The 22243-nt window shown below is 73.6% G+C and carries 21 protein-coding genes; 17 read left to right on the top strand and 4 right to left on the bottom strand.

Annotation, left to right across the window (positions count from 1 at the left end):
• Window positions 1-60: 60 nt before the first annotated feature.
• Window positions 61-1479, bottom strand: coding sequence for a type VII secretion-associated serine protease mycosin (gene mycP / locus IEZ31_RS01625; RefSeq protein ID WP_190247875.1), 1419 nt, complete (start codon window positions 1477-1479; stop codon window positions 61-63).
• Window positions 1480-1555: 76 nt separating this feature from the next.
• Between mycP and IEZ31_RS01620 the strand changes: the two genes are divergently transcribed.
• Window positions 1556-3028, top strand: coding sequence for a hypothetical protein (locus IEZ31_RS01620; RefSeq protein ID WP_190247874.1), 1473 nt, complete (start codon window positions 1556-1558; stop codon window positions 3026-3028).
• Between the two features lie 54 nt (window positions 3029-3082).
• Here the strand turns inward: IEZ31_RS01620 and IEZ31_RS01615 are convergent, their stop codons facing one another.
• On the bottom strand, window positions 3083-4033 hold the full coding sequence (locus IEZ31_RS01615) for an LCP family protein (protein ID WP_229833959.1): 951 nt from the start codon (window positions 4031-4033) through the stop codon (window positions 3083-3085).
• Between IEZ31_RS01615 and IEZ31_RS01610 the strand changes: the two genes are divergently transcribed.
• The 14 genes from IEZ31_RS01610 (at window position 4008) to IEZ31_RS01545 (ending at window position 17954) form a co-directional block, all read left to right on the top strand.
• The gene (locus tag IEZ31_RS01610; RefSeq protein ID WP_190248068.1) at window positions 4008-4283 is read left to right on the top strand and encodes a hypothetical protein; all 276 of its coding nucleotides are present in this window, start codon (window positions 4008-4010) and stop codon (window positions 4281-4283) included. The genes IEZ31_RS01615 and IEZ31_RS01610 overlap by 26 nt on opposite strands.
• A gap of 541 nt (window positions 4284-4824) precedes the next feature.
• Complete coding sequence (locus IEZ31_RS01605; RefSeq protein ID WP_190248044.1) at window positions 4825-6135, top strand: sugar transferase; 1311 nt, start codon at window positions 4825-4827, stop codon at window positions 6133-6135.
• A complete protein-coding gene (locus IEZ31_RS01600) occupies window positions 6132-7235 on the top strand; it encodes a glycosyltransferase (protein WP_229833957.1) in 1104 nt (367 codons plus the stop codon). The genes IEZ31_RS01605 and IEZ31_RS01600 overlap by 4 nt, the downstream gene beginning before the upstream one ends.
• Window positions 7211-8404, top strand: a complete 1194-nt coding sequence (locus IEZ31_RS01595) for a glycosyltransferase family 4 protein (RefSeq protein WP_190247873.1) — start codon at window positions 7211-7213, stop codon at window positions 8402-8404. The genes IEZ31_RS01600 and IEZ31_RS01595 overlap by 25 nt, the downstream gene beginning before the upstream one ends.
• An 80-nt stretch (window positions 8405-8484) precedes the next feature.
• Window positions 8485-9657 (top strand): glycosyltransferase, encoded by a 1173-nt coding sequence (locus IEZ31_RS01590; protein WP_190247872.1) that lies wholly within the window; start codon window positions 8485-8487, stop codon window positions 9655-9657.
• Window positions 9654-10850 (top strand): glycosyltransferase, encoded by a 1197-nt coding sequence (locus tag IEZ31_RS01585; RefSeq protein ID WP_190247871.1) that lies wholly within the window; start codon window positions 9654-9656, stop codon window positions 10848-10850. The genes IEZ31_RS01590 and IEZ31_RS01585 overlap by 4 nt, the downstream gene beginning before the upstream one ends.
• On the top strand, window positions 10850-12169 hold the full coding sequence (locus IEZ31_RS01580) for an oligosaccharide flippase family protein (protein ID WP_190247870.1): 1320 nt from the start codon (window positions 10850-10852) through the stop codon (window positions 12167-12169). Before IEZ31_RS01585 ends, IEZ31_RS01580 begins: the two co-directional genes overlap by 1 nt.
• An 88-nt stretch (window positions 12170-12257) precedes the next feature.
• Window positions 12258-13637, top strand: a complete 1380-nt coding sequence (locus IEZ31_RS01575) for a glycoside hydrolase family 55 protein (protein WP_229833956.1) — start codon at window positions 12258-12260, stop codon at window positions 13635-13637.
• Window positions 13638-13702: 65 nt separating this feature from the next.
• On the top strand, window positions 13703-15460 hold the full coding sequence (locus tag IEZ31_RS01570; protein WP_190247869.1) for an O-antigen ligase family protein: 1758 nt from the start codon (window positions 13703-13705) through the stop codon (window positions 15458-15460).
• Between the two features lie 29 nt (window positions 15461-15489).
• On the top strand, window positions 15490-15993 hold the full coding sequence (locus IEZ31_RS01565) for a hypothetical protein (RefSeq protein WP_190247868.1): 504 nt from the start codon (window positions 15490-15492) through the stop codon (window positions 15991-15993).
• Between the two features lie 22 nt (window positions 15994-16015).
• Window positions 16016-16429: a YbaB/EbfC family nucleoid-associated protein gene (locus IEZ31_RS01560; protein WP_229834006.1), complete on the top strand. Its 414-nt coding sequence runs from the start codon at window positions 16016-16018 to the stop codon at window positions 16427-16429.
• Window positions 16430-16431: 2 nt separating this feature from the next.
• On the top strand, window positions 16432-16959 hold the full coding sequence (locus tag IEZ31_RS01555; protein ID WP_190247866.1) for a hypothetical protein: 528 nt from the start codon (window positions 16432-16434) through the stop codon (window positions 16957-16959).
• Window positions 16960-16987: 28 nt separating this feature from the next.
• A complete protein-coding gene (locus IEZ31_RS01550; RefSeq protein ID WP_229833954.1) occupies window positions 16988-17281 on the top strand; it encodes a hypothetical protein in 294 nt (97 codons plus the stop codon).
• The gene (locus IEZ31_RS01545; protein WP_190247865.1) at window positions 17268-17954 is read left to right on the top strand and encodes a hypothetical protein; all 687 of its coding nucleotides are present in this window, start codon (window positions 17268-17270) and stop codon (window positions 17952-17954) included. Before IEZ31_RS01550 ends, IEZ31_RS01545 begins: the two co-directional genes overlap by 14 nt.
• Window positions 17955-18069: 115 nt before the next feature.
• On the opposite strand, the gene IEZ31_RS01540 is transcribed toward IEZ31_RS01545, so the two are convergent.
• Together IEZ31_RS01540 and IEZ31_RS01535 are read right to left on the bottom strand one after the other, a co-directional pair.
• Window positions 18070-19311, bottom strand: a complete 1242-nt coding sequence (locus IEZ31_RS01540) for a beta-propeller fold lactonase family protein (RefSeq protein WP_190247864.1) — start codon at window positions 19309-19311, stop codon at window positions 18070-18072.
• Window positions 19308-19817 (bottom strand): SigE family RNA polymerase sigma factor, encoded by a 510-nt coding sequence (locus tag IEZ31_RS01535; RefSeq protein ID WP_229833953.1) that lies wholly within the window; start codon window positions 19815-19817, stop codon window positions 19308-19310. Before IEZ31_RS01535 ends, IEZ31_RS01540 begins: the two co-directional genes overlap by 4 nt.
• A 144-nt stretch (window positions 19818-19961) precedes the next feature.
• Between IEZ31_RS01535 and IEZ31_RS01530 the strand changes: the two genes are divergently transcribed.
• Both IEZ31_RS01530 and IEZ31_RS01525 read left to right on the top strand, forming a co-directional pair.
• On the top strand, window positions 19962-20534 hold the full coding sequence (locus IEZ31_RS01530; RefSeq protein ID WP_190247862.1) for a hypothetical protein: 573 nt from the start codon (window positions 19962-19964) through the stop codon (window positions 20532-20534).
• A 153-nt stretch (window positions 20535-20687) separates the two neighbouring features.
• Entirely contained in the window at window positions 20688-21974 is a 1287-nt protein-coding gene (locus tag IEZ31_RS01525; RefSeq protein WP_229833952.1) for an immune inhibitor A, read from the top strand.
• The last annotated feature ends 269 nt before the right edge of the window (window positions 21975-22243 follow it).

Below are 22243 nucleotides of genomic sequence, written 5' to 3'. Positions count from 1 at the left end.
GTGCGGCCGGGCAGGCCCGGCGGTGCGGCTGGGCAGGTCGGTGCGGGCGGCTGGGGGAGGTCAGTGCGGGCGGGTCGGTGGGCCGCCGGTGGAGCCGCCCGACGCCGTCGGCATGCTCAGGCCGCGGCGCTCCGCGGCCGCCAGACCCCGGGCCTGGGCGCCTCGGCGGACGATTGGGCCGGTCACCGTGAGCTCGTTGGATGCCTCGTCGCGGCGTGAGCGGCCGCCGCCGCCACCCCCGCCGCCCGGCCGGGAGCCGGGCCTGGAGGACCCGCCGCCCGCGGAAGCCGGCGGGAACGCGGGCGCCGCGTCCGTGCCCAGGCGGCGGCGGTGGGCGCGCTGGGCGATCAGGCCCACCCACACCAGCGCCGTCAGCAACAGGGCACCCAGGGTCGTCCAGATCGCCGGCAGGTGCGAGTCCTTCGTGGCGGCCGCGCTCGGGCCCAGCCGCGACGCCCGGCTCGCCGCCGGCCCGGCGCCGCCCCCGCCGCCCTGGATGGTGGCCACGGCCCGGTACGGGTTCACGGTGCCGTAGCCGACCTCCTGGTCGCGGCCCGCCGGCGGGTGGTCGGCCGTCGACGTGATCCGGTCGGCGATCTCGCGGGCCGTCATGGTGGGGTAGTAGGCGCGCAGCAGCGCCGCGGTGCCGGAGACATAGGGCGCGGCGAAGCTCGTGCCGCCGCTGGAGCGCAGGCCGAACCCGCCGCCCTGCGGGGCGGGGCCCTGGATGCGCACGCCCGGCGCGGCGACGTCCACGAAGTCGCCCGTCGTCGATGTCGGCACGTGCTTGTCGTTCTCGTCGACGCCCGCGACGGCGATCACGCCGTCGTAGGCGGCCGGGTAGGCCGGCTGGTTGCCGGTCTGCGAGGCCCCGTCGTTGCCGGCCGCGGCCACGACGATCACGTTGCGGCTCAGGGCGCGGGCCACGGCGGCCTGCAGCTGCGGCGTCGGCTGCGTGACCAGCGAGAGGTTGATCACCCCGGCGCCGTTGTCGACCGCGAAGTTGATGGCGTCGGCGATGACGTTGGGCAGGTTCGTGTCGTGGGACTTCTGGTCGTCCTCGACGACCCGGATCGGGAGGATCCTGGCGCCCGGGGCCACGCCGTAGAAGCCGGTGTTGGGCAGCTTCAGGCCGGCGATGATCCCGGCGACGAACGTGCCGTGGGCGACGAGGTCGCAGTCGGGGGTGCCGGTGGCGACGTAGTTCTTGCCCGGCAGCACCTGGCCCTTGAGCGACGGGTGCGAGGTCGAGACACCGTTGTCGATCACCGCGACCGTCACGCCCACGCCCGTGCTGAGCGGCCAGGCCGCCTCCGGGTGCAGCCGGGCGAGCGGCCACGGCGTGTCGGTGAGCTGGTCGCCGAAGCTCGGCCCGCAGGCCGCCGCGGCGACCCCGCCGAGGACCGGCAGCGCCGGCGCGGCCAGGCCGAGCAGGGCGACGGTGAGGATCCGCGCCGTCCATCGATTCCCGAGCTGCACGAGCGACAGGGTAGCGTGCCGACGGCGAGGGTGCTGGCCTGTGGACTCCTGGCCGTACGTTGGTACCCTGCGGCTCGTGAGTGACGAGGCGCGTCAGTATCCAGGACCCGGCCAGCACCCGCAGGGGGTCAGCCCGCCGTCGCCGTGGGCGGTGCCGCCCACGCAGCGGCCGGAGCCGGAAGAGCCCGAGTGGGAGCAGCAGACGGAGGCGGTCTCGCCCAACTGGCTGCCCGCTCCCGGCGAGCCGGCGCCGCCCGCGACGTCGACGCCCGGCGCCACACCCTATGGCCAGCAGCCGCCGTCACAGCAGCCCCAGTACGGGCCGCCCCAGCAGCACGGGCAGCCCCAGTACGGGCCGCCCCAGCAGCACGGGCAGCCGCAGTACGGCCCGCCGCCGCAGCAGTACGGGCAGGGATACGGCCAGGCGTCCGTCCCGCCGTACGGGCAGACGTCCGCGCCGCCGTACCCGCAGCCCGGCTTCCCGCCGGTCTCCGGCCCGCCCGGCGCGGCGGGCCAGACGTCGGGCGGGCCGTACTGGACGGGTGGCGGCCCGGCGGTGACCCCGCCCGGCGTGAGCCCGGCCGGCCAGTATCCGCAGCAGCAGCAGCCCGGCCCGATGCCGCCGCAGCCGGCGCCCGGTTCGTGGACCGCCGGGCAGGCACCGGCCGCGCACCAGCAGCCGCCCGGCCAGTGGCCGCAGGGGTACGCGGCGGCCCCGGTGTCGGTGCCGCCCCAGCCGGTGTCCGTGCCGCCGCAGCCGGTGTCGGTGCCGCCCCTGCCGGTGTCGGTGCCGCCGCAGCCGGCGGGGGACTCGTGGCCGTCGGCGCAGCCCGCGCAGTCCAGGCCCGGCTGGACCGCGGCCGCCCCGGAGGAGCCGGCCGCCGACCTCGACGAGCCGTCGGGCGGCCGGACGGTGCTGTGGAGCATCGTGGTGGCCGTGGTCGTCGCCGTGCTCGCCGGCGGTGGCGGCTACTTCCTCGGCGCCTCGGGCACATTCGGCGGCAAGAAGGCCGATCCGCAGGCCGGCGGCAGCCCGGCCGGGTCGTCGCCCCCGTCGTCGAGCGGCTACGAGCAGAGCCTGGAACAGCAGAACAAGCCGAAGTTCGACGGCGATCTCGCTCCGCTCGCGGCGCCGTGGCTCACGCAGCTCAGCGGCTGCCGCACCGACACGGAGCCCCGCGGGCCCAAGCTCGCGGACGACGAGTCGAGGCACGTCCACTGCCGGTACTTCGGGCTGTCGGTCCAGTTCGCGCAGTATCCGTCGGCGGAGGCGCGCGACGCCGCCCGCGCGTACCGGGTCAAGCTCTACACGAACTCGGGCGACAGCCTGGCGCCGGGCCTCGTCGAGCCCGGCCCGAAGACGAGCGGCAGGGGCGCGCAGGGCGAGTACGTCGAGTATGCGCTCAAGTACAAGGAGGACCGGGTCCTGTGCGGCATCTGGTGGAACCGCAACGACGGCAACGCCGGGATGTACATGGAGGGCGAGTGCGTGGACGGGGCGAGCGCCGACTGGAAGCCGCTGCGGGAGCTGTGGCAGCGCAACAGCTGACCTGAAGCCCGACAAAAAGGGCCGCGGGGAACCGCGGCCCTTTCGCGTGTCGCGTTACTTGGTCGGTGCCGGCAGCGGCTGGTCCTCGCGCAGCGCGTCGTAGAACGGCTTGATCTTGTCGTCGTCGGCCAGCACCACGCTCTCCGAGCCCATCATGCCCGTGCCCTTGGTGGGGCTGGTGAAGAACGACAGGTCGTCGCCGCGCAGGTTGCGCAGCTCCATCGCCATGTCGAAGATGTTCAGCGTGCCGTCGACGGTGACCGAGTCGGCCGTCGCGTGCAGGAACGAATTGAGCCGCGCCGGGTTCGCGAGGGTGCCGCCGGAGGCCGCCTTGTTCAGGATGGCCTTGATGACCTGCTGCTGGTGGCGGATGCGGGCGAAGTCGCCGTCCTTGAACGCGTAGCGCTCGCGAGCGTAGTCGAGGGCGGCCGCGCCGTCCATCGTCTGCACGCCCTTCTCGAAGCGCCGCTTGCCGTCGGGGTTCAGCGAGTGCGTCGACGTGAAGCTCTCGGTCACGTCGATCTCCACGCCGCCGAGCGCGTCGACGATCTCCCGGAAGCCGGAGAAGTCGACGATCGCGACGTGGTCGATGCGCACGCCGGTGAACCGCTCCACGGTCTGCACGGTGAGCGGCACCCCGCCCCAGGCGTAGGCCGCATTGATCTTCGCGTTGGTGTTGCCGTACTGCCCGTTCTTCGACTTCGGCACGAAGACCCAGGTGTCGCGGGGGATCGACACCATCTGCGCCTTCGACCGGTTCTTGTCGAGGTGCAGCACGATGATGGTGTCGCTGCGCGAGCCGCCCTGGTTCTCCGGGTCGCGGGTGTCGCTGCCCAGCAGCAGGAAGTTCATCGCGCCCTTGGCGCCCTCCGCCTTCTGCGGCCGGTCGGCCTCGGGCACCTCGCTGAAGGCGTCGACCCGCTTGACCTCGCCTGTGACGGACCGCAACCACAGGCTGACACCGAGCATCGAGCCGCCGATGATCACCACCAGTGACGCGGCCACGATGAGCCAGATCCGTTTTTTCCGGCTCATCCGCTTCGACGAAGGCGCAGGTGAGGGCGGCTTCGTGGGCGTGTCCGGGGCGCTGCGCCGCCTGCGGCGCTGCGCCGGGATCCGCTCGACGACCGCGGTGGCGTCACCGTCCGTAGGCCATTCTTCCCTGGGCATGGCGACGATCGTACGCATGGACGGCACGCCGCACGGACCGGCCGGTCGATGGCCGAGGTTGGCACGCGACCCCGGAAATCGGTGAAGGAAGGGGAGATGCGGCATCTGCCGGTATTGCGGTACTAGCGAGGGCCCGCAAACGTGCGAAGTGCCGCGAATGCCTGCAGTTGCACTGTCCGGATACGCCCGTAGTTGCAACTGGTGCCTGTGACCCTCATCTCAAACTCCGGACCGGCTTCATGCTGCGGACTGGTGAAATCCGGCGACTTGGTCCTAACATCCAGATCCATTGGGCGCGGCGATGCGCTCGTTGCGTCGGCGGGGGAGCCATGCACGTTGATCCGGGTCGATCGGCGTCTGCGCGCACGGACACGGGTCCGGCGGCAGACGTCTCGCTCGCGACCGCTGACGAGACCGGCGCTTGGATCCCGGTCCAGCGCGAGGACGCGGACAGTCGGTCGGTTGATCCCGATCGTACATTCGAATATTCGAATAAGTCGATAAGGAGGCCTCCTCCCGCGTCGCCCCCGCCACCGCCGCCGTCGGGCGGGATCACCGGCTCGACCGTGGTCCTGCCGTATCTCGGCTCGTCGACCGCCCGCCGCACCCGGGCCCTGCGGGTCTGGATGCTCTCGCTGCCGGTCGACTTCGCCGCGTTCGCGCTGCCGGCGATCCACTTCCAGCAGCACTGGAAGAGCATCGTGGTGGCGGCCGGGCTCACCGTGCTGCTGTTCGCCGTCGGCGGGCTCTACGGCGCGCGCCGGCACCTGAGCTTCCTCGACGACCTGCCGATGCTGCTCGGCCGCATGCTGGTCGCCGGCGCGCTGGTCGCGATCGTCGTGGCGATGCGGCACGGCTCGCCCGACAACCTCGCCTCCTACCTGCGCGTCATCGCCGTCTCGTCGACGCTGGTGCTGCTGGGCCGCGCGGTCAACTACGCGTCGGTCCGGCTGGCCCGGCGCCGCCGCTGGGTCGAGCACAGCGCCATCATCCTGGGTGGCGGGCCGGTCGCGATCGAGCTGGCGCGGCTGCTGCGCCGCTACCCGCAGTACGGGCTGCGCTTCGCGGGCTTCGTGGACGTCGACACGACCGCGCACGAGCTGCAGGAGAGCACCCCGCTCATCGGCCGGTTCGACGACCTCGACGAGGTCGCCCGCATGGTCGACTGCGACGTCATCATCATCGCCGACATCGACTGCCCCGAGTCGCGCCTGCTGCCGGTCGTGCGGTCGACCTCCGCCGCCGGCTACGACCTGTGGATGGTGCCGCGCCTGCGCGAGTTCAGCGCGCAGAGCAGCAGCCCCGACCACATCGGCGCGATCCCGGTCGTGCGGGTGCGCCGCCCCACGCTCAGCGGCGTCAAGTGGCTGGTGAAGCGCGCCTCCGACATCGCACTGTCCGGCCTCGCGCTGCTCGTCCTCAGCCCGATCCTGCTGATCACCGCGATCGCGGTGCGGCTGGAGGGCGGGCCCGGGATCTTCTTCCGCCAGCAGCGCATCGGGCAGTTCGGCCGGCCGTTCCAGCTGGTGAAGTTCCGCTCGATGCGCCCAGTGAACGAGGCCGAGTCGCAGACAAACTGGAACATCGCGGGCGACAAGCGGGTCGGCCCGGTCGGTAAGATCATCCGGCGGACCTCGCTCGACGAGTTGCCCCAGCTGTGGAACATTCTGCGCGGCGACATGACGATCGTCGGCCCGCGGCCCGAGCGGCCGTACTTCGTGGACCAGTTCTCCGCCGAGCACCCCGACTACGCGATGCGCCACCGGGTGCCGGTCGGGCTCACCGGCCTGGCCCAGGTCAGCGGCCTGCGCGGCGACACCCCGATCTCCGACCGGGCCCGGTTCGACAACTACTACATCGAAAACTGGTCGATCTGGCTGGACGCCAAGGTGGTGCTGCGCACCGTCGCCGAGGTGTTCCGCGGTGGCGGTCGGTGAAGCGAGAGGAAACGCCCACCGTGGAGCTCCTGCCGGGCAAATCGGTCGCCATCGTCCACGAGTGGTTCGCCGCGACCGGGGGCTCGGAGAACGTCTTCGTCGCCATCAGCGAGGTGCTGCCGCAGGCCAAGCCGTTCGTGCTCTGGCGGGAGGAGGACGCGCAGCGCGGCGCCGGCTTCCAGCAGTCGTGGCTGGCCCGCACCCCGCTGCGCAAGGCCAAGCCGCTCGCCCTGCCGGCGATGCCGCTGGCCTGGCGCACGCTGACGCGGGAGAGCTTCGACGTCGTCCTGTCGTCCAGCCACGCCTTCGCCCACACGGTGAAGATGGGGTCGAACGAGGCCACGCGGTACCTCAGCTACATCCACTCGCCGGCCCGCTACGTGTGGAGCCCGGACTTCGACGGCCGCGGCTCCGGCGGCCTGCTGGCGCTGCCGCGCAAGGCGCTGCAGGTCGCCGACGTGCGCCTCAGCCGGCACGTGCACAGCTACGCGGCGAACTCCCGCGAGGTCCAGGCCCGCATCAACCGGTTCTGGCACCGCGACGCCCGGGTCATCCACCCGCCGGTCGACGTGGCGTACTTCGCGGCGGGCGCGCCCCGCGAGCGTGAGTACCTGCTCGGCGCCGGCCGCTGGATCCCGTACAAGAACTTCGACCTCGTCATCGAGATCGCCGAGGCCGCCCGGATGCCCCTCGTGATCGCGGGCTCCGGCCCGGAGGAGGACAACCTGCGGCGGGCCGCGCAGCGGGTGAGCGTGCCGGTCCACTTCGAGCACCGGCCTTCGCGTGAGCGGTTGCGCGAGTTGTACTGCGGAGCCCGCGCCCTGCTGTTCCCCGCGCACGAGGACTTCGGCATCATCCCGGTCGAGGCGCAGGCCTGCGGCACCCCGGTGCTCGGCGTGCGGCGCGGCGGCCTGCTGGAGACGGTCGTCGACGGCGAGACCGGCTACCTGCTCGACTCCCGCGACCCGGCCGACTACGCCACCGCCCTGCAGCACCTCGGCAAGCTCGACCACGAGCGGATCCGGGCGCACGCGTGGAACTTCTCCGACGAGGTGTTCAAGGCGAACATCGCGGCGTGGGTCACCGACGAGGCCGCCTGACCGCGATGCGCATCGTCCACGTCAGCCACACCTCGCAGCGCGGCGGCGCCGAGCTGGCCCTGGTCCGCCTGCTGGCCCGGCCGTCGCGCTGGGACGCCGCCGTGTGCGCGTCCCCCGGCGGCGACGCGTTCGCCGGCCTGCCGGTGCACGGCGTCCCGGTCCAGCTCGACCTGCCCGGCCTGCCCGGGGGCGGCACGCGCGGCAAGAGCCCGGCGCTGGCCGCGAAGTACCTGTCGGCGCTGCGGGCCGCGGCGCGGACGCTGCGGGACAGCCCGCTCGTGCACGAGGCCGACCTGCTGCACGCCAACTCCGCGGCGGCCGCGATCATCTGCGCGCTCGCCAACCGCCGCCGGCGCGTCCCGCTCGTCGTGCACCTGCGCGATCTCGTCGACCCCGAGAGCCTCGGGCGCTTCGGCTTCGAGGCGTTCACCCGCATCGGGCTGGTCCGCGCCGACGCCGTCGTCGCCAACTCCGCCACCACCCTGCGGTCGGCCGAGAGCCGGATCGGCCCGGGCGTGTTCCAGGCCGTCCTGCAGAGCCCGAGCGGCATCGACCGGCGCGTGACGACGCCGTCCGTGGCCGACCGGGTGCGCACCGTGGGCATGATCGGGCGGCTGCAGCGCTGGAAGGGCCAGCACGTGTTCCTGGAGGCGTTCGCCCACGCCTTCGCCGGCACCGACGTGCGCGCCCGCCTGGCCGGCGCCGCGCTGTTCGGCGAGGCCGCCTACGAGGAGGAGCTGCGCGAGCAGGCGGCCCGGCTCGGCATCGCCGGCCAGGTCGACTTCCTCGGGCACGTCGAGGACATCCCCCGGTTCATCGACGGCGTCGACGTGCTCGTCCACGCCTCGACCCGCGCGGAGCCGCTGGGCCAGTCGGTGCTGCAGGGGCTCGCGCACGCGAAGCCGGTCGTCGCCACCGAGGGCGGCGGGCCGGGGGAGTGGCTCCGGCCGGGCGAGAACGGGCTGCTCGTGCCGCCCGGCGACGCCGGTGCCCTCGCGGACGCGCTGCGGACCCTCGCCGCGCCCGGCGACCTGCGCGCCCGGCTCGCGGCCGGGGCGGCCCGCACGCCGGGGCTGCTCACCGACGACGAGTGCGCGGACGCTCACGCGGCGTTCTTCGGTACCGTACTCGGCGTGCGGGCGACGGCGAGCGGAAGGCACCCAGAGTGACCGGTCCGGAGCGGAGCGCAGGGGTCGGTCGCCACGGGTTCAGCCCGGAGATCGGGCGGCCGGAGCACAGCGGAGGGCGGATGGCCAGTCGCCCACTGCGCGTGGCGTACGTGCTGTTGCGAGAGCCGACGTACAGCGAGACCTTCATCTGGTCGGAGATCAACGCCGTGCGCGCCGCGGGCGCCGAGGTGGCGCCGTTCTTCGCCCGTGACCGGCCCCGGGGACGCCGGGCCGAGGCGGTCAGCGCGCTGCGCAGCCTGCTCGACCACCCCGGCCGGGTGCCGGGGCAGGTCGGCCGGCTCGGCGCCTCGTACGGCGCGCGGGCCCTGCTCGCGAGCGCCTACGCGACCGCGCTGGAGCGGGACGTCGCCGCGTTCCGGCCCGACGTCGTGCACACCCACTTCGTCAACCTGCCCACCGCCGTCGCGGTGCTCGTCGCGGAGCGGCTCGGCGTGCCGGTGACCGCGCTCGCGCACGCCGCCGACTTCCTGCTCGACGGCAACCCGGGGGCGCTCGACCGGCGCGTGGCCGCGCTCAGCCACCTGTTCGTCATCTCGTCCGCGGCGGCCACGCAGCTGCGGGAGAAGGGCGTCGACCTGTCGCGCGTGTCGCACAGCGTCGTGCGGGCCGCGTTCGACGGCACGTTCACCGACCCTCCGGCACACCGCGCACCCGGGCCGCTGCGGATCGTCACGATCGCGCGGCTCATCGAGAAGAAGGGCATCGACACCGCGGTCGCGGCCGTCGCCCGGCTCGTCGCGGCCGGGCACCCGGTGCGGTACGACGTCTACGGCGACGGCCCCGAGGGCGAGCGGCTGCGACAGGCCGTCGCGGCCGACCCCGCGCTGTCCGGCAGCGTAATGCTGCACGGTGCCGCCGCCCACGACGTGGCGATGCGCGCGCTCGCCGGCGCCGACCTCGCGGTGCTGCCCTGCCGGCCGGCCGCCAACGGCGACGTCGACGGCATCCCCGTGGTCCTCATGGAGGCGGCCGCCCGCGGCGTGCCGGTGGTCACCACCGCGGTCTCCGGCATCCCGGAGCTGGTCACCGGCGACGCCGGCTGGCTGGTGCCGCCGAACGACGCCGCCGCGCTCGCCGCCGCCATCGCGCACGCCGCCGGGGCGCCCGACGAGGCGTGGCGCCGGTCCGCGGCGCTGCGCGCGCGGATCCGCTCGGAGTTCGCCCCCGGCCTGCAGGCGCAGCGGCTGCTCGGCACCTGGAACGCGCTGGTCGAGACAGGGGTGCGCCGATGAACCCGGGTGCGTCGACGAACCTCACCGTCGTGTCGACCTTCTTCCCGCTGCCGCAGGACCGTGGCGACCCGGTGCGGGTGCTCATGATCCTTCGCGCGATCGCCCGTTCCCGGCCCTATACGCTGCTCGTCGTGCGGCGCCACGACACCACCACCGCGCTGGTCGACGAGCTGCGGCGGATGCTGCCCGGGGTGACCGTGGCCGACTTCCCCGCGACGCCGTACCGGCTGAATCGCCTCGGCCCGCTCGGCCGGTTCCCCGAGGCGTCGCTGGAGGGCATGCCGCCGTGGGTGCGCACGCGGTACAGCGAGGGCCTGCACGAACGGCTCGCCCGCAGCACCGGCGCGGCGCTCGCGATCGGCGAGGCGGCCGGCGCGTACTTCCGCGACACCACGCTGCGCTGGCACTGGGACAAGGCCAACGTGCTCGCGGCGAGCACCCGGCAGGACGTCGACGAGGCACCGAGCCGGGCGCACCGGCTGCGGGCGCAGTTCCTGGCCCGCGCCTCCGCCCGCTTCGAGGCCGAGGCCCTCCGGCGCTGCAGCACCGTGTCGGTGACGAGCGACGCGGAGTCCGCGCGGCTGGCCGAGCACTACCACCGGCCGGCCGACTTCACCCTGCCCAGCTGCGTCACCGTGCCCAGCGGCCACACCCCGGCGCCGCGGCCCGGGCACCTCGTGTGGCTCAGCAGCTTCTCCTACCGGCCCAACCTGCTCGGGCTGCGCCGGTTCCTCGACGAGGGCTGGCCGGTCGCCCGGCGTTCGGGGTACACCTTGAGCCTCATCGGCTCCGGGCTCACCGACGCCGTCCGGGACGAGCTCGCCCGCCACGACGGGGTCGAGGTGCTCGGCTTCGTCGAGGACCTGCGCCCGGTCCTGGCCACAGCCCGGGCCGCCGTCGTGCCGCTGTGGAGCGGCGCCGGCGTCAAGCTCAAGACGCTGACGCTGCTGGCCCACTCGGTGCCGGTCTTCGCCACGCTGGTCGGCGCGGAGGGCGTCCCGTCGAACGGGGCCGTGCGGCTGGCCGACACGCCGGCCGGGCTCGCCCACGAGCTCGTGTCGGCGACCGCGGAGGACCTCGACAAGATGGCCGGCGAGGCGCTCCGCCTGGTCCGGCAGCAGTTCTCCGAGGAGTACTTCGCCGAGCGCCTCATCGGGTCGCTCGGCGCGACCGGCTATCTCGGGCAGCGCTGATGTCGACGAGAAAACTGGCCATCGCGTCCTTCGCCAACCTGCTGATCCCGATCAGCGGCCTGCTCGTCAGCCCGTTCCTGTCGCGCGAGCTCGGCCCGGAGAACCGCGGCCTCTACGCGGCGCTGACCCTGCCCATCGTCGTCTACGGCTGGCTCGGCACGTTCGGCCTGCAGGACGCGCTGAGCTTCCACGTGCGCAACGGCAGCCTCGGCCGCCGGGCCGCGGCCAAGGTGAGCCTCATCGCGTCGGTGCCGCTCGGCGTGCTCAGCATCGTGCTGCTCGGCGCGCTCGGCATGTTCGTCTTCGCCGACGACGCCGACCACTACCGGCTGTTCCTCATCCTCGTCGTGCTGGCCCCGCTGCACGTCGTGTCGAACCTGTTCATCGGCGGGCTCACGGGCGCCTCCGACATCCACGGCGTGAACCTGGTCAAGGTGCTGCCGGCGTTGGCCCGCACCGGGATCGTCATCTTCGCCTGCCTCGCGTTCGACCTCGACGCGTTCTGGGCCGCGCTGCTCTTCGTGATCACCGCCGTGGTCGGCGTGGTGGCCGGCCTGCAGCGGCTGCGGACGGTGCCCGACGAGGACGGCCCGCCGCCGGCGGCGATCCCGAGCCGGTCGCTGTTCACCTACGCCATGGCCTGCCTGCCCGGTTCGCTCGCCGCCGTCTCCAGCGCGCGCCTCGACCAGATCGTCGGCCTGCCGGTCATCGGCGCGAAGGAGCTCGGCTACTACGCGGTCGCGGTCAGCGTCGCGGAGATCCCGATGGTCATCGCGACCGCGGCCCGCACCGTCCTGCTCGGCAAGCCCGACACCACCGAGCCGCGCAGCGCGACCCAGGTCGCCCGGCTGGCCGTCGCGACGTCGGTGTTCGCCTGCGGCTTCCTGGCGCTCGTCGCGCCGTTCGCGGTGCCGTTCGTCTTCGGCGGGGCCTTCGCCCCCGCGGTGACGCCGACCGTGATCCTGTGCCTGGCGACCATCCTCTACACGAACATGACGCTGTTCACGGCGGTACTGCTGGGCAACGGCAAGGCCGGCTGGTCCTCGATCGCGCTCGTGGTCGGTTCGGCGTGCGGCGTCGTGCTCCTCTTCGCGCTCGCCTCCCTCGGCGCCGTCGGCGCGGCGCTGGCCAGCCTCGGTGGCTACGGCGTATCGGTCGTGATCGCCGCCGCCGCCCTGCGCCGGTCGGGCAGCGCGCACACTGTGCGCATGCTTACGATGCTGTACCGGGACGACGTCGTCCGGATCCAGGATCAACTCATCTCCCGGATCAGCACGGTCATCGCACCGAAGCGGCGCGCAGGCAGACATGCTCGATAAAATCCTGGCTCGTCCGCGGACCGTGCTGTTCGACCCGCTGTTGCGCCGCTTGCTTCGCCGGCCCGCGCGGGTCGCACCAGGAGACCGCATGATCGACGACTATCCGGACATGCAGCCGGCGGCACGGGTCGTCTCCCGCCGCGCGGCGCTGACGGGTGGGGCGCTGGCGGCGGGCGCGGGGGCCACCGCGGCGGGTGTGATCGCCGGTTGGGGCGGTTCCCCGGAAGGCCGGGCCGGCGAGGCGGCGTTCAACGTCCGCGACTTCGGCGCCGCCGGGGACGGCAAGGCCGACGACACGGAGAAGCTCCAGGCGGCGATCGACGCCGCGCGTGAGACCGGCGGCATCGTCCTGCTCCCGCCCGGGACGTACCTGACGCGTCGGCTGACCCTGCACTCGCGGATCCACCTGCGCGGTTCCGGTGGCGACGCCACGGTGCTCAAGCTCTGGCCCGCAGCGAACACCGCCATCCTCGAGTCCCCCGGCTTCGACAAGCTGACCGGCACCGACTCGGCCGACGGGACGACCCTGTTCAGCGTCCGCGACCTCACGCTCGACGGGAACAAGGACCAGAACCCCAACGGCGGCTACGGCATGCGGCTGTACAGCTACGCGTACGAGATCAGCGACGTCATCGTCTTCAACTGCCGCAACGACGGCATCTACAGCGAGTGGGGGACCTCCAGCGCCCTGCCGGCCCCCTCGCACCAGATGGAGGCGCGGCTGTCGGGGATCCGGTCGCACGACAACGACGGTCACGGCATCAACTTCACGGGACCGCACGACTCGATGTTCCTCAACTGCCTGACGTTCCAGAACCGCGACTCCGGCTTCCGGATCGCCGGCAACAGCCCCGGGACGCTGATGGTGAACTGCCACGCCTGGGGCCTCGACCAGAACATCGCCTTCGACCTCGCCGCCGCGCACGTCAGCTGCATGAACTGCTACGCCGACCTCAACGGTGGCATAGGCGTGCGCATCTCCCGCAGCGGCTGCCGCTGGATCGGCGGGACGGTCCTCGGCTACAACCACGCCGGACCCGGTCGCGAGGTCGGCATCCAGCTCGTGGCCGGGCCGAAGCCGGACGAGCCGACCGGCACCATGATCGACACCAAGGTCATGAACTGCGCGACCGCCGCCGTCGACTTCGGCGGTGAGCGCGGCTCGTCGAGCATCCGGGCGCTGTTCTGGCAGCCCGGCGTCAAGGACAAGCAGGGAGTTCCCGTCCCGGGCACGGGCCTCGGGTGGATCGGCACGCCGGACCCCACCACCCAGGTCGAGCTGACCACCGGCCTCGGCGACCGGAAGAACCTGGTGATCCGGCCGGCGTTCGACCTGCGGGTGCAGGCGACGCCGCCGGCTCCGGCGGCGGACGCGGTCCGCGTCTTCGCCCGCAAGGTGGGCGGCCGGACCCAATTGTGCGCACTGTTCCCGGGCGGAGCGGTGCAGGTGATGGCGACGGAGCCCTGACGATCATGAGCGATCCAGCGCCCGCGCACCCCTCACCAGGCACCGGTGCAGGGACGAGCCGACCCGTGGCCGACCTCGGGCCGCTCTTCTGGGTGCGCGCCGTCGCGGCACTGGCCCTGGGCGTCGTCGTCTGCATCTGGTCGCCGAGCTACTACGTCACCGTGCTGGCGGCATTGGCGCTGCCGGTCGTCACGTGGCGGTACTCCCTGGCCACCGTTGTGTTCTTCGCGATCACGGCACGCGAGGCCCCGTCGGGCCGGGGCTTCGACTACGTGACGATGCTGGGATCGCAGATCTACTACCAGGGCAAGGTCCCGGCGATCAGTTTCCTCGCCGCCTCGGCGGTCGCCGTCACGCTCCTGCGCCTGTACCGCCGCGGCGGCCGGCTCCGGCCGAGCCGGACCGCCTGGTGGCTGCTCGGCTGCCTGGGTGCGCTCGCGCTGCTCGCCTTCGTGCTGGGGATCGTCTACGGCCAGTCCGTCGTCTCCGCCGCCAACCAGAACAGCCGCAACTTCGCCGTGGCCGCGCTGGGCGTCGTCATCGGACTGCTCGTCATGCAGTTCCCCGAGGAGATCAGGGCCGTCAAGATCGCGGCGGTGAGCGGCCTGGGCCTCCTCGTGATCGCCGCGGTCTACGCGGTGGCCACCGGGCAGGCCGCGGACGACCGGGTGAGCCGGTACTTCACGTACTACGACTCGGCGCTGCCCGCCGTCGCGACCGCGGTCTTCGGCGCGCTGCTGGTCGGCCGGGCGCGCGTGACCTGGCCGGCCGGGCTGGCCATGGGGCTGTCGCTGGCCCTGGTGCTGATCGGTTTCCGGCTCACCATCTGGCTCGCCACGTTCGTCGTCCTCGCGTTCACCGTCGTGCTCTGCCGCGAGTGGACGGCCATCGCGCGCCGCGCCGCCGTCAGCGCCGTGGCGCTGGTCGTCTGCATCCTGGTCCTGCCGGGGATGCGGTCGGACATCACCAGCCGGGTGCTCGGCGCCTCTTCGGCCGCCCCGGCGGGGGCGACGGCCGCGCCCACGCAGGGCGCCACTCCGCGCAGGAGCGTCCCGCCCACACCGAGCGCGGCCGAGTCGGCCGGCACGCCGGCCACCCCGACCGCCGGCCCCAGGCGCAGTGCTCCCCCCAAGGCGAACACGGGCGACAAGGGCCACAACGTGGCCGCCGAGTCCAGCCAGGGGCACTTCGAGGACATCCGCGTCGCATGGTCCTACGTCCGCAAGAACTTCTGGACCGGGATCGGGCCGCAGCACCCTCAGCTGCCCGGCCTGGCGTCGGACAAGACCACGGTGCTGTACGTGCACAACGAATGGCTGCAGGACTGGCTGCGCTTCGGGCCCGGCGCCGTGCTGCTCGTGACCGCGTTCCTGCTCATCGCCGCGGTCCTGGCCATGCGCACCCTGGCCGGGCGGCGGGCCCCCGCACTGCACCGCGCGGCGGCGATCTTCGGGCTCATCACGCCGATCTGCCTGCTGGCGTTCCCCTACTTCTCGGAGTCCAGCCAGTGGCCCCTGCTGCTGGGCGTCGCCGTCGGGATCCTCGCCGCCGGCTGGAACGAGACCGACGAGGAGTCACCGCGGCCGAGGGGGCGGCACGCCGCGGGCAGGGGCTACCGCCCGGCCCCGCCACCACCGGTCGTGCCCGCCGTGCCCGCCGTGCCCGGCACCGAGGCTGACACCGTCGTCTTTCCCGCGGTCGGCGGACCGGGAGGGGACGACGACACGGTCGTGCTCCGCGCCTTCGGCGCATCCGGCAACCGGTCGCCGGTCGACACCGGCGTGCTGCCCGCGGTCCCCGATGCCCGTCCGGATCCCGCGTGAGCCGCCGGCGCCGCGCGTAGAACCGCCGGGTGGACGGCCGTTCCCTCGGCATCGTGATGCTGCGTGCCGCCCTCGGCACCTCCCTGGGGGCCGCTCCCTTCATCAGCAGCGCGCTCCGCTTCGCCCTCATGGTCGGGCTCGGCAGCACCGGCACCGCCCTGCAGGCCGTCGCCGCCGCCTACTTCGCCTTCTGCGTCATGGCCGTCACCGCCGCCGCCTTCATCGCCGCCTGCGTCGTGGCCGTCATCATGGCGATGGCGACACCGGCCTTCCCCGCGGTCAAGAGCGCGGCCGAGGCGGTCGTCTCCGCCATCGCGATGGTCGCCGGCGCCGCCGGGAAGGTGCTGACCGGGATCGCCGCCGGCGGCACCGCGATCCTGATGGCCGGGTTCGGGCTGAAGATGTTCGTCGGCTCCGAGCCGGGCGGCGTCAAGGGTGCCGACTTCCAGCAGATCAAGATCGACTACTCGCCGCTCGGCAGCGGCGACTACGTCGCGCCGAAGAAGGAGCTCCCGGCCCCGGCCGGCCCGTGACCGAGAACGAGAGGAAGTGACCATGGATCCGGACCGGATCGTCGAGGACGCGCTGCGGCAGATGCGCGCGGTCGAGGACTTCCAGCGGAGGTCGGCCGCCATGGTGGGCCGCGGCGAGGCGCTCGGCGGCCTGGTGACCGCCGAGGCCCGCGGCGACGGCGGCCTGTCGGCCATCACCATCGACCCGCGGGCGATGCGCTCGTCGTCGCAGGAAATCGGCGAGGCGACGCTGGCCGCCGCCCGGGCCGCGATCGAGGACCTCCAGCAGCAGACGATGGCGGCGATGCAGGAGGTGGTCGGCGGCGAGGTCATGGACGCCCTGACCGGCAAGGCCGACCCGACCAAGCTGATGGCCGAGGCCGAGCAGAAGTTCCGCATGTCGGCCGACGACGCGCTGGCCGAGATCGACAAGCTCCGCCGCCAGGGTGGGTTCTGACCGTGGTCCGCCTCCGCCGCGACCGCGCCCTGCTGCGCACCCACGGCTTCGTCTTCGCGCTGATCGCGCTGCTCGTCGCCCTCGCGGTGACCGGCATCGTGTTCTCCGGCAGCTACCTCAGCGGCGGCGGCCCCGCCTGGATGGACCTGGGGCTGAAGACGCTCGCCTGGCTGTGGATCGTGCTCGCGGCAGTGTCGCTCCTGGTCGCGGCCGCGGTGTTCGCCCTGTTCGTGCTTCCGTGGCTGTCCGGCCGCACCGAGCTCACCGACCGCGGCATCGTCCTGCGGTGGCGCGACCGCGCGGAGACCCTCCCGTGGATCGACGTGGCGGAGCTGCGGGCGATCCCGGCGTCCGGCGGCCACCTGTACGCGGTGCGCATGGAGACCGGCACAACCCCCCGCCGCGTCGGCCGGGGCTGGGTCGGTGGCACGAAGGAGGCGTACCTCGGCTGGCACGAGGGCGCCGACACCCCGGTCGCGGCGGTGGCCCGCCCGTCACTCGGCATCAAGTACCACGGCGCGGCCCGCTGACTCGCGGGCGGACAGGTATGGTCGGGCCGTGGCCGATGACGACGGGCTGCTCCTGGCGGCCGTGGTGGAGATGGCCCCGGGCGAGGCCGAGGCCGGCCGGCGCTACGAGGACGCCGTCCTGGCCCACCTGGGCCGCCACGGCGGCGTCCTCGAGCGCCGCACCCGCAGCGCCGACGGCGCCACCGAGGTCCACCTGATCCGGTTCGCCTCCCGCGACGGCTACGAGTCCTTCCTCGCCGACCCCGACCGCCTCGCCCTGCGCGAGACCCTCGGCCCGGCGGCCCCCACCACCAGGGTCATCGAGGTCCGTGACGTCGCGTAGGCCCGTGTGGGCGCTCGCGGCGGCCGGCCTCGGGCTGCTCGCGTTCCTCGCCGACTACCTCGACGGCGCCGCCAGGGCCGTAGCGGTCGCCGTGACGAGCAGCGGTTTCGCGTGGGGCCTCGCCGCGTTCCTGGCCGGCTGGTCCGCCACTGCCCGGCGCGCCGCGGTGGTCCGCGCCACCGGGACCCTGGTCGTGGCGACGCTCGTGTACTACCTGCTGGTCGTCTTCGTCAGCCGGCGGTGGAGCGGCTTCACGCTGGAGGACGGCAGCTCGGCCGACGCCTACGGGCTGCGGTCCGTCGCCCTCATGACCGGCGTGTGGCTGGCCGGCTCGCTCGTGGCCGGGCCGCTGCTCGGGCTGCTCGGCCACGCCGTGCGCACCGGGCCGCCCCGGTGGGCGGCGGGCGCGGCCGGGGTGGCCTGCGGGTTGCTGTCCGCCGAGGGCTGGGCGACGACCGTGCCCTGGCGGGTGCTCCTGAGCGACGACCCGTTCGTCCGGGCCGTCGCCGCCGGGACGGCCGTGCGGATCGTGCTGCCGCTCGTCGTGCTCGGGTGGCTCGCGGCGCGGCACCGGCTGTGGGCGGCGTGGCCGGTGCTGGCCGGGGCGGCCGTGGCCGGCGGCGTCGGGGGAGTGGTGCTGTGGCGCGTGTTCGTCGCTTCTGTCAATGCTTGACAGAATGTCTGATCGAGTGCAGTCTCTATGGAACTTGTTGAATTTTGTCGAACAGGCTCACGCTGGCCGCCGTCCTGCTGCCCCAACGGCACTGCGCGTCCATCCATAGACCGCCCTAGGTGGGGTGTGGCGGGGTACGGCGGCGGCCGGTGAGGGGCCGCCGCCGGACCGCCACCGCCAGCCCGGCCACGGCCACCAGCGTGGCCACCACCGCCAGGAGCCACCGCCACTCCTCCCGCAGCGGGGTGAGCGGCGCGTCCAGGTCCGGGCCGCCGAACCGTCCCGCGACGACGAGGTCGCGGGCGACGTCGAGCTGCTCGGCGCGCGAGGGACCCTCGGCCAGGACCGCCGCCGGCTCGCCGGGCCGCACCGCCTGGATCGTCCGGCCGTCGACGATCCAGATCGCGGCTCCGTCGTGCCAGCCGATCAGCCGGTCGGGCCAGCCGCTGCGGCCGGTGCGCGACTCGTCCGTCGCCGCGCCGGTGGCGACGTCCACGAACCGCAGGTGCCACCGCTGCCGGGCCAGGAGCGCGAGCGCGCTGTCGCGGCTGGTCGCGTCGCGCCCGCACTCGCTCCACGGGCACTGCTCAGCGACGAGGAAGATGAGCCGGCCGCCGGTGGCGTCCCAGCCGGCGAACCTTTGCCAGGCCCCGTACGGCACCCGGGCCGCGGCGTCGCCGGTGGCCGCGTCGACGACCGTCACCTGGTCGGACTCGGCCAGGGCGACCCGGCGGCCGTCCGGGGAGAACGCGCCCCCCGACGGGCTGCCGACCCCGAGCCGCTCACCGTGGCCCGTGGCCGCCTCCACCACGGTGGCGCCGGTCGGCGAGGTCATCAGGAGCTGCCGGCCGTCCGGCGACCAGTCGGCCACGGATCCGAACGAGGCGTCGATCGGCACGACGGCGTTGGTCGACAGGTCGACGATCCGGTCGGGCTGGGCGAGGAACCGCCCGTCGGGCGAGAGCCGGCCCAGCCGCGCCGAGCCGCGGAAGGAACCGTCCTGGCCGATGACGGTGACCGGCCTGGCCGGCAGCGACAGGCGGCCCTGGACGTTGACGAAGGTGAGCATGACCGGCCCGTTCGGATCGCGCTCGGCGAGCTCCTGCCAGGGCCGGGCCGGCTCGAAGCGGCGCGGCACCGCGGGGCCGCCGCCGTCGCCGGGGACCGCCGCCGGTGGCCCGGGCCGGACGAGCAGCGCGGGCCCGGCCACCGCGGCCAGGGCGATCAGCGCCAGACCGCCCGCCGTCCACCGGCGGCGCCGCCTGCGGCGTCGTCCCTGCACCCAGAGGCCGGCGGTGGCCGGTGGCCGCGCGTCCCCGGCCAGCTCGGTCAGGGCCTCCTGCAGTCGCGTGGTCATCGGTCCACCGCCTTGGCGAGGTCGGACAGTTCGGGGGCGAGGCGGCGCAGCCGGGCCAGGGCGTCGCGGGTCTGGCTGCGGACGGTGCCGACCCGCACCCCGAGGACGGTCGCGGCCTGGGACTCGGTGAGATCCTCGAAGTACCGCAGCACGAGCACCGCCCGCTGCTTCGGCGCCAGGGTGTCGAGGGCCCGCCGCACGGCGACGGTCGTGGTGACCTCGCCGGCGATGTCGGGCACCGCCGGCTCCGGCAGCTCGCCGGTCGGGCGGGCGTCCCGCCGGTGGCGGCGCCACCACGACAGGTGCTTGCGGTACAGCACCGTGCGAACGTAGGGCTCGGGGTCGCCGCCGGCCAGGATGCGTTCCCACCGCGACGCCACCTCGATGAGCGTGACCTGCACGAGGTCCTCGGCGAGGTGGGCGTCGCCGGTCAGCAGGAACGCGACCCGCGCCAGCCCCGCGGCGCGGGCCCGCACGTACTCCTCGAAGAGCGTCTTGGACCCCACACCACCTACCACGCTCGGAGACCATCGCATCTAGGGGCGGTCGTTGTCACACATTGGCACGAGCACCGCGACGGCGCCCGGCGTCAGGCGACGGTGAGGTTGACGGGGCGGCCGCCCGGCTCGGGGTACAGCAGGAGCGTCCCGGTGGAGCACTGGCGCAGCCTGTGGCGGGCGGCCCCGCCCCAGCCCCGCCGCCCGGTGCCGGCCACCGACCAGCCCGCCGCGGCCGTGGTGATCGGGCGGCCGCCGACCGACGCGGCCGCGCTGCGGGAGCGCCCCCGGCTCGCGGCCGCGATCGACGCCGCCCTCGGTGGCGGCGACGTGCGGCAGGTCCTGCTCGCCGGTCCCGGCGGCGCCGGCAAGTCCCAGCTCGCCGCGGCCGCGTTCCACCGCGCCCGGGGCCGGACCAAGCTCTGGGTGCCGGCCGCGTCCCGCCCGGCGGTGCTCGCCGCGTACGCGCGGGCCTGGCGGGCCATCGCCGCCGCCGACGGCCCCGACGGGGGCCTCCAGCCGGTGGTCGAGGAGGTCTTCGGCCGCGCGCACCGGCGCCCGCTGCGCACTCGGCACCAGCGGGCCGAGCTGCGCCACCGCGGCGGCGACGAGCGGGGCGCGGTCGCGGATGCGGCGACGGTACTGGCGGAGATGCGCGACGTGCAGGGCGACGACCACCCGCGGACCCGCGAGCTGGCCGACCTGCTCGCCCGCTGGACCGTGTAACTTTCACGGCCGAAAAGTTTTCGTCTCGCTGGTGTTACAGTCACTTGCGTCGATGCGTTGACAGTTGGGTTCTTCGATGTCAAGGTCCGCCCGAAAAGGTTTTCGGATCGGCTCCGAGTTCGATCTGAGTTCTATTTGAGGGAGGACCCGCAGATGCGATTGCCCAGCATCGCCGCCGTGGCCGCCGCGACGCTCGCGCTGCTCGTCGGCGTGCCCGTCGTGGCGGACGCGGCCCCCGGCCAGGGCGACAACCTGGCCCGCGCCGCCACCGCCACCGCGTCCTACACGTCGCCGTGGGAGAGCGTGGCCGCCGTCAACGACGGCATCGACCCCACCACCTCGAACGACACGGTCAACCGGCGCTGGGGCACCTGGCCCAACACCGGCGAGCAGTGGGTGCTGCTCACCTGGCCGTCGGCGCAGACCCTGCGCTCGGCCGACGTCTACTTCTTCGACGACAACGGCGGCGTGCGGCTGCCGGCGTCGTGGCGGCTGCAGTACTGGACCGGCTCCGCGTACGCCGACGTGTCCGGTGTGAGCGGCTATCCCGTCGCCGTGAACAAGTACAACGCGGTGAACTTCAACCAGGTGAGCACCAGCCGGCTGCGGGTGGTCCTGCAGAGCGGGTCGGCGTCGGTCGGCCTGCTGGAGGTGCGGGCCTACGCCTCGGCGATCACCACGACCCCGACCACCCCGACCACCGGCTGGAACCCGCCGGCCAACCTGGTCACCCCGCTCAACCAGGTGTGGACGCACCAGGAGCAGACCTACACCAACCTGTACGGGTTCCGGAACTACGGCTGGGACCAGCTCTTCGCCAACGGCGGCAGCATCAACTACTGCGTGCGCTGGGACTCGTCGGCGACGGTGAGCGCCGCGCTGCGCGACCGCATCCACGCGGCGCTGCAGCGGCAGTTCAAGAAATGGATGGACGTCATGGTGGGCCACAACGGCTGGCCGTACCAGAACGTCCCCGTGAAGGTGGTCGGCTGGGCGGTGCGCGACCGCGCGCAGCTACAGTGGAGCGACACCTCGGTCGACATCTACGTCAACGACATCCGGGAGAACGCCCCGCAGTGCTCGACGCCGTGCGGGCGCTTCTTCAACCAGAGCGGCCAGTATCCCAACTGTCCCGGCGGCCCGTCGCACCACTACGACATGTCGCTGTGGCTGACCGCGGGCTTCGGCGGCGGCGCCGGCGGCGACTGGGGCCAGCGCATCGGCAGCGAGTACTACGTCGGCGCGCTCGACACCGACAACATCCACATTCTGCTGCACGAGATGGGCCACAGCTTCGGCCTGGACGACTTCTACGACTGGACCCCGACGGGCGTCGGCGGCTTCCTCATGAAGGCGGGCTCGGCGTCGCAGATCACCGAGTTCGACGCCTGGATGTTCCGCGACTGGTGGCGCCACCTGAAGAACCGCTACGGCTACTGACAGCTCCCGCCGCCCGGCCCCGCCCCCGCCCCCCGGCTCCCGGCTCCCGGCCCAGCTAAGACGTCGGTCGATCTACCCTCACTTCGATCTCCGATGCCGAGGGTAGATCGACCAACGTCTGTGCCTGTCGTCCGCGTGTCCGCGCCGCGTCCGCTCGCCTGCGCCCGCGCCGCCCGCGCCGCCCGCGCCCCGGTCTGGCTGAGACGTTGGTCGATGCACCCTCATGCCGATGTCGGGACGCGTCCGAACCGAGATTGGTGGGCGGCGGC

The organism is Dactylosporangium sucinum (assembly GCF_014647515.1).
Classification (GTDB): Bacteria; Actinomycetota; Actinomycetes; order Mycobacteriales; family Micromonosporaceae; genus Dactylosporangium; species Dactylosporangium sucinum.
The sequence above is the reverse complement of the archived record's forward strand: the minus strand, read 5'-3'. Positions and strand labels throughout refer to the sequence as shown.

Excerpts from the sequence above, each read along its gene's own strand:
- IEZ31_RS01610 (WP_190248068.1), top strand. The coding sequence starts at position 4,008 with ATGATCACCACCAGTGACGCGGCCACGATGAGCCAGATCCGTTTTTTC.
- IEZ31_RS01605 (WP_190248044.1), top strand. The coding sequence starts at position 4,825 with ATGCTCTCGCTGCCGGTCGACTTCGCCGCGTTCGCGCTGCCGGCGATC.
- IEZ31_RS01590 (WP_190247872.1), top strand. The coding sequence starts at position 8,485 with ATGGCCAGTCGCCCACTGCGCGTGGCGTACGTGCTGTTGCGAGAGCCG.
- IEZ31_RS01585 (WP_190247871.1), top strand. The coding sequence starts at position 9,654 with ATGAACCCGGGTGCGTCGACGAACCTCACCGTCGTGTCGACCTTCTTC.
- IEZ31_RS01580 (WP_190247870.1), top strand. The coding sequence starts at position 10,850 with ATGTCGACGAGAAAACTGGCCATCGCGTCCTTCGCCAACCTGCTGATC.
- IEZ31_RS01575 (WP_229833956.1), top strand. The coding sequence starts at position 12,258 with ATGATCGACGACTATCCGGACATGCAGCCGGCGGCACGGGTCGTCTCC.
- IEZ31_RS01560 (WP_229834006.1), top strand. The coding sequence starts at position 16,016 with ATGGATCCGGACCGGATCGTCGAGGACGCGCTGCGGCAGATGCGCGCG.
- IEZ31_RS01540 (WP_190247864.1), bottom strand. The coding sequence starts at position 19,311 with ATGACCACGCGACTGCAGGAGGCCCTGACCGAGCTGGCCGGGGACGCG.
- IEZ31_RS01525 (WP_229833952.1), top strand. The coding sequence starts at position 20,688 with ATGCGATTGCCCAGCATCGCCGCCGTGGCCGCCGCGACGCTCGCGCTG.